Origin of the sequence: Photobacterium malacitanum, assembly GCF_900185615.1 — a bacterium.
Classification (GTDB): Bacteria; Pseudomonadota; Gammaproteobacteria; order Enterobacterales; family Vibrionaceae; genus Photobacterium; species Photobacterium malacitanum.
In genome coordinates this window covers 198,575-213,032 of sequence record NZ_FYAK01000003.1, presented here as the reverse complement: position 1 = coordinate 213,032, position 14,458 = coordinate 198,575, and the positions used below count along the sequence as shown (strand labels likewise).

At 39.9% G+C, this 14,458-nt stretch carries 13 protein-coding genes; 5 read left to right on the top strand and 8 right to left on the bottom strand.

Annotated elements, in window-relative coordinates; genetic code table 11:
• Positions 1–5 precede the first annotated feature (5 nt).
• On the bottom strand, positions 6–374 hold the full coding sequence (locus PMAL9190_RS10375) for a nitrous oxide-stimulated promoter family protein (RefSeq protein ID WP_087845284.1): 369 nt from the start codon (positions 372–374) through the stop codon (positions 6–8).
• 298 nt (positions 375–672) lie between these two features.
• Positions 673–1,686 carry a nucleoid-associated protein YejK gene (gene yejK, locus PMAL9190_RS10370; protein ID WP_087845131.1) on the bottom strand — a complete coding sequence of 338 codons (1,014 nt, stop codon included), beginning with the start codon at positions 1,684–1,686 and terminating at the stop codon, positions 673–675.
• Positions 1,687–1,762: 76 nt separating this feature from the next.
• Between yejK and PMAL9190_RS10365 the strand changes: the two genes are divergently transcribed.
• Together PMAL9190_RS10365 and PMAL9190_RS10360 are read left to right on the top strand one after the other, a co-directional pair.
• A complete protein-coding gene (locus PMAL9190_RS10365; protein WP_087845130.1) occupies positions 1,763–1,981 on the top strand; it encodes a YejL family protein in 219 nt (72 codons plus the stop codon).
• 54 nt (positions 1,982–2,035) lie between these two features.
• Positions 2,036–3,910, top strand: a complete 1,875-nt coding sequence (locus PMAL9190_RS10360; RefSeq protein WP_087845129.1) for a DUF3413 domain-containing protein — start codon at positions 2,036–2,038, stop codon at positions 3,908–3,910.
• 60 nt (positions 3,911–3,970) lie between these two features.
• On the opposite strand, the gene PMAL9190_RS10355 is transcribed toward PMAL9190_RS10360, so the two are convergent.
• Positions 3,971–4,243 (bottom strand): hypothetical protein, encoded by a 273-nt coding sequence (locus PMAL9190_RS10355; RefSeq protein WP_087845128.1) that lies wholly within the window; start codon positions 4,241–4,243, stop codon positions 3,971–3,973.
• A gap of 253 nt (positions 4,244–4,496) precedes the next feature.
• Here PMAL9190_RS10355 and PMAL9190_RS10350 point away from each other — a divergent pair, with 253 nt between their 5' ends.
• The 3 genes from PMAL9190_RS10350 to PMAL9190_RS10340 all read left to right on the top strand — a co-directional run bounded on the left by PMAL9190_RS10350 (position 4,497) and on the right by PMAL9190_RS10340 (position 7,001).
• On the top strand, positions 4,497–6,119 hold the full coding sequence (locus tag PMAL9190_RS10350; protein ID WP_087845127.1) for a sensor domain-containing diguanylate cyclase: 1,623 nt from the start codon (positions 4,497–4,499) through the stop codon (positions 6,117–6,119).
• 108 nt (positions 6,120–6,227) lie between these two features.
• The gene (locus PMAL9190_RS10345; RefSeq protein WP_087845126.1) at positions 6,228–6,776 is read left to right on the top strand and encodes a DUF2975 domain-containing protein; all 549 of its coding nucleotides are present in this window, start codon (positions 6,228–6,230) and stop codon (positions 6,774–6,776) included.
• Positions 6,777–6,785: 9 nt separating this feature from the next.
• Positions 6,786–7,001: a helix-turn-helix domain-containing protein gene (locus PMAL9190_RS10340; RefSeq protein ID WP_065168142.1), complete on the top strand. Its 216-nt coding sequence runs from the start codon at positions 6,786–6,788 to the stop codon at positions 6,999–7,001.
• A gap of 104 nt (positions 7,002–7,105) precedes the next feature.
• Here PMAL9190_RS10340 and PMAL9190_RS10335 read toward each other — a convergent pair whose 3' ends face one another.
• The 5 genes from PMAL9190_RS10335 to PMAL9190_RS10315 all read right to left on the bottom strand — a co-directional run bounded on the left by PMAL9190_RS10335 (position 7,106) and on the right by PMAL9190_RS10315 (position 14,327).
• Entirely contained in the window at positions 7,106–9,058 is a 1,953-nt protein-coding gene (locus tag PMAL9190_RS10335; protein ID WP_087845125.1) for a DNA topoisomerase III, read from the bottom strand.
• Positions 9,059–9,305: 247 nt separating this feature from the next.
• Entirely contained in the window at positions 9,306–10,397 is a 1,092-nt protein-coding gene (gene mnmH / locus PMAL9190_RS10330) for a tRNA 2-selenouridine(34) synthase MnmH (protein WP_087845124.1), read from the bottom strand.
• Complete coding sequence (gene selD, locus PMAL9190_RS10325; protein ID WP_087845123.1) at positions 10,397–11,431, bottom strand: selenide, water dikinase SelD; 1,035 nt, start codon at positions 11,429–11,431, stop codon at positions 10,397–10,399. The genes mnmH and selD overlap by 1 nt, the downstream gene beginning before the upstream one ends.
• A gap of 258 nt (positions 11,432–11,689) precedes the next feature.
• Positions 11,690–12,238: an NAD(P)H nitroreductase gene (locus tag PMAL9190_RS10320; protein ID WP_087845122.1), complete on the bottom strand. Its 549-nt coding sequence runs from the start codon at positions 12,236–12,238 to the stop codon at positions 11,690–11,692.
• A gap of 76 nt (positions 12,239–12,314) precedes the next feature.
• Entirely contained in the window at positions 12,315–14,327 is a 2,013-nt protein-coding gene (locus PMAL9190_RS10315) for an NADPH-dependent 2,4-dienoyl-CoA reductase (protein WP_087845121.1), read from the bottom strand.
• Positions 14,328–14,458: the final 131 nt, after the last annotated feature.

Genomic DNA, 14,458 nt, shown 5'->3' with positions numbered 1-14,458 from the left:
GCGATTTAACCGGTTTTTGCGATAATATTTGTTTTCTCGGATGACATTTGGACACTACGTAAATTGTCTAACTTAAACTGTATAGCCCGAAATGGATGGCGCCAAAAATAACGCGGATACGTCCAGCGTAAAATATGGATCATCTGAAGACGCTTGGCAGATTGATAGCAATGCCCAATACAATGCATACAACTTGGTTTCTCTTGACCAAGACGACAACCTGTTACTCGCTCTTCAACATACTCGATAAGACTTTCACATTCAGAGCACATTACGGCTCCACGGTGCAACGTTTTACAATATAGGCGAATCATCGCTTTCACTGTATTCAGTTCACGCTGCGAACGAACTGAATGATTGTTAATAACTATCATAGTTGCGCCATTATCCATCCCTTGTGCGCAGTGCCAATGATAAAGATCAAATTTACGTATAAATCAGAATCTAATGAACAAAAATCATAATAACGCTCGAGTTGATGCTTATTTCTTGTTCTTTAATACATTGTTCGAATAAATATCACTCAACGTATAAATATAAAAAACACATAACCCTCGCCGTTGTAAGACTACAGATAGCAAAAAGCCACCTTGAAAATATCACTCAATGCTGAGTACATCTTCAAGGTGGCTTTAGTCAATCATTGATCTAGCGGCATACTCACTACGAGTATTAGTTATCGCTATTTAAACGGCGTAATAACTGATCTTTTAAATTCGGTGGCGTGCCTTTGATCGTCAGCGTATCAGTTTCTGCATCATAAAAAATACGCTCGCCTAATAACATGCTGTCAAAATTAAGCGTCATACCGCCACCAGAACCAACAAATTTAGTCAATTTACGCATTGCAGTGCGATCTGCTGGAAAACTTTCTTCTAACTCATAACCTTGTTTAGAGGTAAAGTCATAAAAATTAGTACCATCATCTGCTGCAGGTAACTCACTCGATAATTCTTTGACGGTCACTTCATCGCCAGCTTGAAGTTGACCATTACAATAATCGTAAACTTGCTTACGGTATTGCTGCTTTTCTTCTTTATCTAAACGCGAATCTGCACAAAAGTCTTCTACTGCTTGCATCAGTACTTGGTTTTGAACTTTAACGTCTAAACCCACTTCTGCTTGCATAAAATCAAGGAAGAAATCAGCAATCTTACGCCCCACTCGTCCTTTGGCAAACGTCAAGTAACGGGTAGATTCTGCGTTAGTTTCCCATGATGACAAATCAATTCGTGCAACGATATCCATCTTATTAATATCAAGATAGTCGGTCGCACTGATCCCTAATTGGTCGGTCACTTTCATGCTGTGGCAAGTCGGTAACATACCAATAAATAAATAGTCTGTTGCTAATGACTGATATTCAGCCATCACCAATGTGCCCGTTTCTGCAAACGGATATTTAGCTAATTCTGTTTGTAAACGCTGTACTGATTGATTAGAAAATGTCAGGAAATCTAACTCTCCTTGACGAAATTGTTTTAACCAGTGGGCAAACTCACTATCAGCAGCAAAATGAGCAAAGCCTTTTGTTCCCTTACTGCTATAAATTCGATGTAATTCAGCAACGAGATCCTCTGTCGCAGAATCATTATCAAGAGCTTGATTTCTAAGATGAATTTCTAGCTCATCTTGGTCGTTTTTTACTAATTGGTGTAGAATGACGTTCGAAAGTGTAAGACTCATAATGGAAAAGGTTTTCAGGAAAACTGAACTCTAGGTTATCATAAGTCGTTATCCTAAACATTAAACAAGATTTCTTATGCCAATTACTTCAAAATACAGCACTAAAAAAGTTGAACAAATCATTGATGACGTGTTCGATGTTCTTGACAAACATAATACATCACCAGAATTAGCCTTAATGGTTGTTGGTGATATTGCTACTAATATTATCAATGCTAATGTACCTGTTGCACAACGTGAAGTTCTTGCACAAAAATTTGCACAAGCACTACAGGCCTCAATTAAAAAAGATTAAGTTTAGCTAGCAAAGGTTAAACATAGCATTGAAGACTGAGAAGAATTGACATTTATGGTCGCCAGCACATACAAAGACAAAGTTTCCCAGCTAATTAGTTGGGGACACTGGTTTAGCTTTTTTAATATTATCGCAGCCATGCTACTTGGCACGCGTTATATTATCTATTCAGAATGGCCGACGACAACCATCGGACAACTGTATCTAGGATTAAGCTGGATCGGACATTTCGGTTTCCTTGTCTTTGGCATTTATATACTGATCCTCTTTCCTGCAAGCTTTCTTATCCCTTCACAACGCTTAATGCGTGTGTTTGCGGTATTAGTTTCAACCATAGGACTGACGACGCTACTGCTCGATACTTATGCCTACCAAAGTGTTGACTTACATCTAAGTCCACTGGTGTGGGATTTGCTGCTAAGTGGCGAAAAAACAGAATTAAATACGCGCTGGCAATATCTATTTATTGTCGTTCCAGTCATATTCCTGATCGAGATGATATTCTCAGAATGGATTTGGCGTAAACTTAGAAAGCTAACCCGTAAAAATGTTGGTGGCCCTATCGCCATCGTCTTTGGTTTATGCTTTCTAAGTAGCCATATTATTTATATCTGGGCGGATGCTAATCTTTATCGCCCAGTTACCATGCAGCGCTCAAATTTTCCATTGTCATACCCAATGACAGCTAAAACCTTCATGGAAAAACACGGTTTATTAGATCGCCAAGAATACGCTAAACGTCAAGCTCAACAAGGCATTAATAACAGTGAAATGATGCGTTACCCTATCGATAAACTCAGTTTTATTGACAAGGGTACCAAGCAAAACCTATTAATTATCATGGTTGATAGCTTACGTAGCGATATGGTTACTAGCGATATTATGCCTAATTTAACCGCTTTTGCTGCTAACAACATAAATTACACCAATAATTACAGTACCAGTAATAATGATAGTGGTGTGTTTGGGTTACTGTATGGCTTACCTAGTGGGTATGCCAATAGTATTCGCGCTGAAGGTAAATCACCGTTATTACTTGATACTCTACAAAGTCGTGGTTACCACTTTGGTTTATTCAGTGGCGAAGGGTTTGAACAACCGATTTACCGTGATGCGATTTTTTCTAAAACACAACTCGCAACCATTGATAACCTTGATAATGGTAAACGTACACCGAGTGATCGCTTAGCGTTTAATGATTGGCATTATTGGATTGAAAAACAAAAAGTGAATGAACCATGGTTTAGCTTACTTGAGTTAACATCAGTCAATCAATATGAAGAAAGCAGTGATTATCCAACCAAATTCACTCCGTCTTTAGGCAGCAATCTACTTCATGATAATAAAGTCGATTCCAGCATCTTACTCAAAAATAGCTACCGTAATGCGGCCTATCATATTGATGGAATTTTGGCGAAAGTGTTTGCGCAATTAAAAGCACAACACATGATGGATAACACGATTATTATTGTGACGTCTAACCATGGCACTGAATTCAATGAGACCGGTAATAATACCTGGGGTTCAGACAGCAACTACAGCCAATATCAAATAAAAGTACCAATGATCATTCATTGGCCACAACATGTTGCGCAAGTTGTCACTCGCCCAACCAGTAACCTTGATGTAGTACCAACACTGATGGAGTCGTTATTTAATGTTGCGTCTAATCCATCCAATTACAGCTCGGGGATTAGCTTATTTGATAATAACAATGATCGCCGCTGGCTCTTAGCTGGTAATAATAGTGATATTGTGGTGATTCAAAAAGGCACTACCACAGTGGTTGATAAATATGGTAACTACCGTGTTTATAACGATAAATACCAATTAATGGCACAAGATAAACCAAAACTGTCGACATTAATGCAAGTCATGCACGAACTGAAACGTTTTTATGTACCAAACAGCATTGATGGCGAAAGATAAATAATCACCATTCAAAAAGCAGCTTTCGAGCTGCTTTTTGTTTATTTATTCTAAGATCAGTTAAAGATATGTATCACGATCATCGCTATAGCAATGCTCAAAGCCATCTTGCCAACCTCGACGATATTTAGTCACGGTAATTGAACGCTCCGGATCGCGCCGAAACCCCTCATGATGAGTCGTGGCAGCGATAGAACGGCTATAGCAACCATCTTGGTAGCCATCGAGGTAAGCCCGTTCAAAGCCCAATTCCGCTAACTGCTGATGACGACTAGTGCTACAGCCACTTAATAGACTCAGATACACGATTGTCATCAAGGTTATCGTCTTCATCTTCGTGCCTCCTTTCATAGCACGAATATTATGCTACTCAATTTATATTCAACATAATAAAAATAGATAAGTTTTATGTAACTGAACTGTAAAATTAATGAGAATAATAACGACAACAAATATGCACAAGATCACATTTCTCATTGTAAAAAAGAAGATATTACTAACTTGTGGTATATATCCTGCTAATTTATAAGGGAATAGTTGACAATAGCCGGGTTACTAACTAATTAACTCATGGAATAGAGTATTAATGAACGAGCAGGTTGCTGACTTTTACCAAACCGTTGTTAAGCAATATAATAACGCACATAGCCTTAGAACTATTTGTGAATTAGTCTGCCGCAATCTAATGCAACATCTCGCCGTTAATCACCTTCAACTGATTATAAAATATAATGGCAAATGGAAAGTACTGCTAGAGCTCAACTCACAAGGGATCCATTATCACTTTCCACCTATCGAGCCTTCGACTTCAAATGAATATTATTATAAAAATATTCATTATTACGCCAATAAAACCACCGCATCAATTGATGTGTTACCTCATTACCGCTATATATTGACGCCACTTAAACATCGCTCGGTTATTATTGGTCATCTAACGCTTGCTGTTCCATTAGATTCTCAGCTCATCCCTAAGCACTTTGCAATATTAACCACATTGCTTGCAGCTGAAATCAATAATAGTCTAACTAAACAAACTACCAAACATCACAGTATCAATTGCATCAATGCTGAAAAAGAGCTGCTTTCGACGAAAGAACAACAGCAAACATTATTGAATAAACTCCAAAGTATGCATGATATTTCATTTCAGCTATGGCGCTGTAACTCAATGAGAGACATGCTGTTTATTGCTATCGACGAAGCAAAAAAACAATTACAAATAGATCGCATGGCTATTTTCTTATTTGACGAACAAAAAAATATGCATGGAACATTTGGCACTGATATTCATGGTAATACGGTGGATGAATTTTATTTTTGTTCGCCAATTCCTAATCAATGGTATGCATCTAAGACATTAAAAGATAAAGAATATCTTGCAATTCAAGAAAATACGCCTTTATTTCATGATTTAAAACAAGTTGGCTTTGGTTGGAGTGCCTATATTGCTTTATGGGATGAAGACACACCGATAGGATGGATAGCTTGTGATAATTTACTGACCGGGCAACCATTACGTACTTATCATCATCAATTACTCAAACAATATGGTTTTATTGTGTCACAGCATATTTTGCGACTGCAAGCCGCTGAGAACTTGATAAAACTCAATCACGATTTAGAGCAGCGCGTACAAAGTCGTACCGAAGCACTAAATAAAGCCAATGAGCAACTGCAAAAATTATCACGGATTGATGCACTCACCAATATTGCTAATCGACGCGTGTTTGATGAGACGGTAATAGCAGAATGGCGTCGAGCTAGTCGACTTGCACTGCCACTATCGTTACTCATTCTCGACATTGATAACTTTAAAACTTATAACGATAAACTTGGCCATGCTGCTGGCGATCAATGCTTAAAAACGATCGCTACAGCACTCTCTAAAGTAGAGCGCCGCGCTGGCACTTTGTTTGCCCGCTATGGCGGTGAAGAATTTGTGCTGCTATTGCCAGGCCAAGATCAACAACAAGCAAAAAATAATGCTCAGCGCTTGCTCAATGCCATTCACGACATCGCCTTGCCGTTTCCGTGTGACGGATTAAAGAATAATAACCACGCCATTGTGACTATTAGCATTGGAGTAAGTACTATTATTCCTTCTCAATCAAAAACGTATGATGAGTTCTTCAAACAAGTGGATACGGCACTTTATCAAGCAAAAGCCAAAGGTAAAAACTGCTTTAAAGTACTATCACCGACTTAATAAACAAAACATGAACAATAAAAAATTATCGAATAACAATAATTTCTTATTGCAAAGCATTTTATTGTGCCATATTCTAGCTTCATAACCTGAATGAGGAACAATCATATGTCAAAAATTCAACAACAAAGCCGCAGAGTAAAAATTCTATTCCAGCTTTTTTTTATTCTAACGCCAATTTTAGTCTGTTATTTTTGGTTAACAGTAGCAACGCCTTATGACTTTTTAAGAAATACCGGCATAGTACAAACATCTTTTGATATTAATCAGCTTACAGAAACACCATTAACATTGACCACCCGTTTACTCGCGCTCGTAACAAGCTTGATTTACTGCTCGATTATTATGTATGCCTTAAAAATTCTGATTCGGTTATTTGGTAACTATGAAAACAAAGACATCTTTACCTTAGAAAATGCCAACTGCTATCAAAAGCTTGGTTATAGTGTATTTTATTGGGTCGGCGGTTCACTTTTTTACCAACCATTAATGACATTAATACTAACTTTTAATAATCCACCTAATCACCGTATGATTATGATTAGCTTTGTAGGTATTGATTTTTTAACCCTATTAATAGGCGCTATTATTGTTATAATTTCATGGGTTATGAAAGAAGGCTATCACCTCGCCGATGAACAAAATTACACAATTTAAGAGTTTATTATGACTATTGTTATTAATTTAGATGTAATAATGGCGAAACGAAAAATACGGTTAAAAACATTAGCTCAAGCAATGGATATGACAGAAGCTAATTTATCAATACTAAAAAATGGTAAAGCAAAAGCCGTTCGGTTTTCGACACTTGATAAACTTTGCGAACAACTTGATTGCCAGCCAGCAGATATTCTCGAATTTCAAAAAAACGATGACAATTAGTATTTCGTTTATGGCGATAACTATTTTTAAAGATATAAATAACAAAAAAGCAGCATGTTTATGCTGCTTTTTTGTAAGTGATCAATCAGTAATTAAATCATCCACTACGATTTACGCTTTGGTGCAGCCTTAGGTTTAGCCGATGTCGATTTTTTTGCATAACTGCGTTTTTTAGCACGAGGCTTAAATTCAGGTGACGTCAATGAACGCAAACTTGGCGGTACATCACTCACTTTTACTTGTTCCATTAATGCAGTCACTTGTTGTTCTAACGCAGCCATAAACGGTTGATAAGCACATTTTTTATCTGCCATATCATGTAATTGATGCTCCCAATGGGCGGTCATATCAGGATAAGTTGAGCTATCAGGCAAGGCATAAATTAAGCCTTTTCCTGCCTCTGAGGCATGAATAGCTTTACCTTGGCGCTGTAACAACTGCCGTTTAAATAACATCTCTAGTATTCCTGCTCGTGTTGCCTCTGTACCTAAGCCATCGGTATCTCGCAGAATCTTCTTTAATGATGCATCAGATACAAACCGAGCAATACCCGTCATTGCTTGTAATAACGTCGCTTCAGTAAACGCTTTTGGTGGCTCCGTCATTTTATCTTTGATCTCACCATCACGACATACCAATACCGTGCCTTTATCTAACGGTGGTACTTTATCAGCTAAATCACTGTCTTCTTTTTTATCATCGCGCCCCAGTAATGCGCGCCAACCGTGTGACATTAACTGTCGCCCCTTAGCAATAAAGAGACCATTCGCGATAGTAAACACCAACTTAGCATCAGCATATTCAGCTGCAGGATAAAATTGCATTAAGTACTGTCGTGCAATTAATTGGTATATTTTGGCTTCATAGCCCGTTAACACGGATGATGATTTAGGTGTCGGAATAATCGCATGGTGAGCATCCACTTTTTTATCATTCCATGCTTTTGATTTTAAGGCTGTATTTGCATTATCAACCGCAGAAGCTAGCTGATTATCTGTCGATGCAATTGCACGACACACATCATTAGCTTGTTTAAAATGATCTAATGGTAGATGGCGACTATCTGAGCGAGGGTAAGTGATCACTTTATGTTTTTCATACAGTGACTGACAGACCGATAACACATCGGTCGCACTCATGCCAAACCGCTTTGCCGCGTCTATTTGTAATGCTGATAATGAATACGGTAATGGTGGTGCTTGCTTGGTTTGCTTACGCTCCGATTGTGTAACCTCTGCAGGTTGACCCTTAATTCGTTCAACCACATTTTCACACAATTTGCGATTTAGCACTCGCCCTTCCAAATCTTGGTGAGGCTCACAGGCTTTACTTGGTTGCCACTTAGCAACAATTGTTTGTTCACCATAGCTAATTAACGCTAAGACCTCATAAAACGGCTTAGCGACAAAATTAGCAATCTCATCGTCACGGCGAACCACCAATCCCAAAATAGGTGTTTGTACTCGCCCAACGGATAATACTCCACGGTATCCCCCCTTTTGACCAAGCAATGTATAAGCACGCGTCATGTTCATGCCATATAACCAATCAGCCCGTGAACGTGCTAATGCCGATACTGATAGCGGAATAAAGTCACGGTTACTGCGCATAGTGGCTAACGCTTTTTTAACCGCAGCGGGGTTTAGATCAGAGATCAATAACCGTTGCGCGGCGGCTTTTTTAGTTTTTGATATTTTGACGTAATCAATCACTTCATCCACCAGCAATTGGCCTTCACGATCAGGATCCCCCGCATGTACCACTGCTGTTGCTGTTTTCGCCAATTTTTTGATCACTGCAAGTTGTTGCTTCGCCGCTTTACGGGGAATTAATTGCCATTGCTGAGGTACAATCGGTAAATCCTCTAAATGCCATTTTTTATAACGGGCATCATAAGCATCAGGCTCAACTTGCTCTAATAAGTGACCAATACACCAAGTGACAATATCGCCATTACCCACTTCAATATAGCCAGTATTATTTTTATGCGGACGAGGTAATACTGCAGCAATGGCTCGGCCTAAACTTGGTTTTTCAGCTATATATAAACAACTCATGGGGATCTTTATCTGCAACAATGAATATTATGACTGTACCGAAAACTGATGCTTACGGCAACATGTCACTGGATATAAAACCAGTATCAATCAAAACTATGGTGAACACGAGATCAAAGCAGATCTTTGATGGTCAATGAAATAATTAAAGATCAGTTGCAGATCAATAAAAAAGCCGATTTAACAATGAATGTTAAATCGGCTTTTTTTATGCTTTCAAGACGATAATAACGTCTCTCTTATTACATTAACGGCGAGCAGCTAACCACTCTTGTACTTGGTGATAATCACCTCTAAATACAATGCGATCCGCTTTTTTATCTAATTGATAAGTATACATAGGATCATAGTACAGCTCTAATAACGGTGCTAACCAAGCATCATGCTCAGCTAATGAACCGTTAGTTTGCATCACTTTCACAGCATGTTGCTGTGCTTTAAGCATCACTTCGTAACGTTCAAAACCTAACCGTTTACGAATATTGAACATGCCTTTTTCTAAATACTCTGCAAATAAAACCCAACCTTGCTCCTCACCGTAATGAGCCACATAGTCACGTTGCATTTTTATCACATAATCATCTAATAAACGCGCTAAACGCACATCAACAGGATCATCAATCACTGCTATATCAGCATCTTGCATGGCACGATGAAGAGAAAGTGGCACCGTTGCACAGCCAATATTCTTACCTTCATCCTCAAACACCAAGTGTTCGATACCATTGTCTAATTTCTTGAGCATCTGTACAGCAAGATCATTTTCAAAGGCAATTTGAGTACGCTGACGAGTCACATAGCTACCAAATGATGAGCCACGGTGGTGAGCCGCACCTTCAAGATCAATACCATTAGCCAATGCATTAACCATGATCGTCTTGCCACTACCGGTATTACCAGCAACAATTGACATTGGTTTAGTAGCAACCTCATCAATGGTATCAACTAAATAACGGCGTAATGCTTTGTAACCACCAGTAATAAACGGGTAGTCAATGCCAGCTTCTTTCAACCATTGTTGAGTAATTTGAGAACGTAAGCCACCACGGAAACAATAGAGGTAGCCGTTAGGATTTGCTTCACAAAATGCTTTCCATTGCGCGACACGTTCTGCTTTAACATCACCATTAACCAGCTTATGGCCTAGTACAATAGCTGCATCTTGACCGCTGTTTTTATAGCATGTTCCCACAGCTGCACGCTCATCATCAGTCATTAATGGCAAACTGGTTGATGTTGGAAAAGCACCTTGTTGAAACTCAATCGGTGCTCGCATATCCATTAACGGTGTATCGTTTACAAACAGATGACGGAAATCTTGGCAATTGGGACGCGACATTAGCAAACCTCAATAAAGGTATCGCCATCCATCGGCACAAGTTCACCAATCGCTTCCAGCAAGATGTTATGTTTTTTAGCAATAGCTTGTACTTCAGCATCGCTACTTGGATCAACGGCTAATAATAGACCGCCAGATGTTTGGGGATCGCACAATAACGCTTTTTGTAAATCCGTCATTGGAGCAACTTTATGGCCATAGCTCATAAAGTTACGCTCGGTACCACCAGGAACACAACCTTGAGCGATGTAGTCATATACACCTGGTAATGTTGGAATTTTATCAAACCAAAGTTTTGCTTTTAGGTTACTACCCTCACAAATCTCTGTTAAGTGGCCCATTAGACCAAAACCTGTAACATCAGTTAGTGCTTTTACGCCATCGACATCCGCAAAATCAGCACCCGGTTTATTTAACTTACACATCCAATCACGTGCCAAGCCTTTATGCTCATCAGCCAACTTAGATTGTTTTTCAGCCGTGGTTAATACGCCAATACCTAATGGTTTCGTTAGGTATAAATGGCAACCTGCTTCTGCACTGTCATTACGCTTAACACGATCAGTACTTACTAACCCGGTTACAGCAAGACCGAAAATTGGCTCAGGAGCATCAATAGAGTGACCACCAGCAAGAGAAATACCCGCTTCACGACAGACAGAGCGACCACCATCAATCACTTTTTGTGCAATTTCAGGTGATAATAGGTTTACCGGCCAGCCTAAAATAGCAATGGCCATAATAGGTTTACCGCCCATTGCGTAAATATCACTGATTGCATTCGTTGCTGCAATACGACCAAAATCAAATGGGTCATCAACAATTGGCATAAAGAAGTCAGTGGTACTGATTACAGCTTGACCATTGCCGATATCATAAACAGCAGCATCATCTTTACTCTCATTACCCACTAATAAATTAGGATCAGCAAAAGGAGCTAATTGAGTACGAAGAATAGTATCAAGTACTTGGGGAGAAATTTTACAACCACATCCGGCACCGTGGCTGTATTGTGTTAGGCGAACATTTTCCATGACACGCTCCAAAATATAGAAAGAGTCAGCGATTCTACTCCTGCCCTCGACAACTGTCATCTTTCCAACTCAAAAGCGGCCATTTTCTATTAAAACAAATCCATATTGGCGCTAATAGTCATTAATTAGAAACAAAAAAGGTGATGTTATTCACGGTTTAACACCACAAAATAACTATCACCTTCCATTTTTAACTCTAGTTTTACAGTAGCGAAGATTTACATTTCCGTTAATGTTACAACTGTTGTATATCTGTAATTACAAATACTCAACATATTGAGCAAGATCACGTTCATGAACCTTAGCTTCACGACAACCAATCGAGCCTAGATATAAAAAACCAACAATCATATCTTCGCCGGTAACCCCCAATGCTTCACGCACAACGGCATGATATGCCCAAGAACCCGTACGCCAGAAACCAGAGTATCCTTGTGCAACCGCAGCCATTTGCATTGCCTGAGCAGCACAACCAGCAGAAAGATGTTGTTCGATGACTGGTACTTTATGATCTGACGTTACTTTACTGACCACAGTGATCACCATTGGGGCTCGAAAAGGCGCTTTAGAAGCTTTTTCAATCACAAAATCATCAAGATCATCGGCTTTGGCAGCAGCCACCAGAATATCAGCTAATTTAGTTAGCCCTTCACCTTGAGAAACAATAAATCGCCACGGTGTTAAACCACCATGATCAGGAGCACGTAATCCAGCACGAAAGATATTCTCAAGAGCTTCTCCTGCTGGTGCTGGATCAACTAATTTTGGTAGTGAGCGACGATTAAGCAGCAGCGATAGCGCATCCATAACAACCTCAAAATGAAAATAATTATTGTTTACTCTATAATAAGACAGGTAAAGCGCTGAGTACAAGTGGTGGCTATTATAACTTTGCCGCTAATTCAACCCCTTGCCGTATTACTCGCTTAGCATCGACTTCGCCTGCTTCTTCTGCACCACCAATAACATGTACCGTAAGACCTTGCTCAGTTAATAATGTCGATAAACTATCGACCGAGGTTTGACCGCTACAAATAACAATATTATCAACGTCTAAAATACGCGCTTGACCATCGATCATCAGATGTAACCCTTGATCGTCAATAGCATGATATTCAACGCCACTCCATAAATGCACGCCGCGTTTTGCTAACGTACGACGATGGATCCAACCCGTTGTACGTCCAGGTCCTTTGCCGACTTTTCCTGATCGTCGTTGCATTAGCCACACTTCGCGAGGACTAATATAATCGTCACTTGGCAACAAACCACCACTATAACTGAGGCTCTTATCGATATTCCACTCACGCAGCCAACTATCTAGATCGTTATCAGCTGGCTCTGTCAGCATGGTGGCAACATCCACGCCAATCCCCCCCGCACCTATAATGGCGACTTTTTTTCCGAGTGTGATTTTGTCTCGAATTAATGTTTGATAATCCACTACTTTTGAGTGTTCTATTCCAGTAATTGGCGGAATTCGCGGCTGAACGCCTGTGGCTATAACGACCTCATCATAACTTAATAATTGCTCGGCATTCACTTCCACACCAAGGTGAACTTTAACCCCTGTTTGCTCTAACCGACGCGTGAAATAGCGCACCGTTTGTTTGAATTCTTCTTTACCCGGAATCTGCATTGCCAAGTTAAACTGACCACCAACATGATTATTTTTTTCAAATAAATCGACAGTAAAACCTCTTTCTGCTGCGGCAACTGCGCACGCCATTCCCGCAGGCCCAGCTCCGATCACTGCAACGCTTCGATTTGTCGCTACAGGCGTTAATACCAATTCTGTCTCATAACAGGCTTGAGGGTTAACTAAACAACTGGCACGTTTACCAACAAAGACATGATCTAAGCAAGCCTGATTACAGCCAATGCAAGTATTAATATCATCAGCACGGTTTTGCTGCGCTTTTAATACAAATTCAGGATCGGCTAAAAATGGCCTTGCCATCGACACCATATCTGCATGCCCTTGTGCCAAAATATCCTCGGCCACTTGCGGCGTATTGATGCGATTGCAGGTTACAATAGGAATAGATACTTGTTGTTTTATTTTTTCAGTTACCCAAGTAAAAGCGGCGCGTGGTACTTGAGTCGCAATAGTTGGAATACGTGTTTCATGCCAACCAATACCGGTATTTAAAATGGTGACCCCCGCCGCTTCTAATGCTGTCGCTAACTGCACCACTTCATCATAAGTACTGCCTTGTTCTACCAAATCCAACATCGACAATCGAAATATAATAATAAAATCAGCACCAACACGTGCTCTCACTGCACGAACAATCTCCAGTGCAAATCGAATCCGATTATCATAACTCCCCCCCCAATCATCGTAACGCTGATTCGAGCGCTGGCAAATAAACTGATTAATGAGGTAGCCTTCAGAGCCCATTATTTCAACCCCATCATACCCCGCCTCGCGAGCCAGCTCTGCGCTATGGGCAAAATCATTGATGGTATTGTTAATTTGACGATGACTCATTTTAGAGGGGGTAAATTTTGAAATAGGCGAACGAATAGCAGAGGCACTAACCGCAAATGGAGACATCGCATAGCGGCCAGCATGCAATAACTGCAGTGCTATTTTACCGCCTTGCTGATGCACCACTGTCGTAATGAGACGGTGTTTACGTACATGGCGGCCATTACTAAACTCAGCACTAAAAGGATGTAATCGGCCACGAAAGTTTGGTGAAAAACCGCCAGTAACAATCAGTCCAACCCCCGCCTTTGCTCTAACAGCATAAAACGCAGCCAGTTTATCAAAACCACCACGTTCATCTTCTAAGCCGGTATGCATTGATCCCATCAACACACGGTTACGTAATTGAGTAAAACCAAGATCCAGCGGTGCTAATAAAAATGGAAACATAGTATCGTCCATGAGCGGCTCCTAACTGTTATGGTCTGACCAGTATATTTCAGCTTAGTTAATAACACCAACATTGTTAACACAAAAGCAACATTTACATGATGCGACTCACTATTTATAATCGATTAAGTCTCTTTATTTTT

Bases quoted from the DNA above. Each gene is read 5' to 3' on its own strand.
- PMAL9190_RS10375 (WP_087845284.1), bottom strand. From the start codon at position 374: ATGATAGTTATTAACAATCATTCAGTTCGTTCGCAGCGTGAACTGAAT.
- yejK (WP_087845131.1), bottom strand. From the start codon at position 1,686: ATGAGTCTTACACTTTCGAACGTCATTCTACACCAATTAGTAAAAAAC.
- PMAL9190_RS10365 (WP_087845130.1), top strand. From the start codon at position 1,763: ATGCCAATTACTTCAAAATACAGCACTAAAAAAGTTGAACAAATCATT.
- PMAL9190_RS10360 (WP_087845129.1), top strand. From the start codon at position 2,036: ATGGTCGCCAGCACATACAAAGACAAAGTTTCCCAGCTAATTAGTTGG.
- PMAL9190_RS10355 (WP_087845128.1), bottom strand. From the start codon at position 4,243: ATGAAGACGATAACCTTGATGACAATCGTGTATCTGAGTCTATTAAGT.
- PMAL9190_RS10350 (WP_087845127.1), top strand. From the start codon at position 4,497: ATGAACGAGCAGGTTGCTGACTTTTACCAAACCGTTGTTAAGCAATAT.
- PMAL9190_RS10345 (WP_087845126.1), top strand. From the start codon at position 6,228: ATGTCAAAAATTCAACAACAAAGCCGCAGAGTAAAAATTCTATTCCAG.
- PMAL9190_RS10340 (WP_065168142.1), top strand. From the start codon at position 6,786: ATGACTATTGTTATTAATTTAGATGTAATAATGGCGAAACGAAAAATA.
- PMAL9190_RS10335 (WP_087845125.1), bottom strand. From the start codon at position 9,058: ATGAGTTGTTTATATATAGCTGAAAAACCAAGTTTAGGCCGAGCCATT.
- mnmH (WP_087845124.1), bottom strand. From the start codon at position 10,397: ATGTCGCGTCCCAATTGCCAAGATTTCCGTCATCTGTTTGTAAACGAT.
- selD (WP_087845123.1), bottom strand. From the start codon at position 11,431: ATGGAAAATGTTCGCCTAACACAATACAGCCACGGTGCCGGATGTGGT.
- PMAL9190_RS10320 (WP_087845122.1), bottom strand. From the start codon at position 12,238: ATGGATGCGCTATCGCTGCTGCTTAATCGTCGCTCACTACCAAAATTA.
- PMAL9190_RS10315 (WP_087845121.1), bottom strand. From the start codon at position 14,327: ATGGACGATACTATGTTTCCATTTTTATTAGCACCGCTGGATCTTGGT.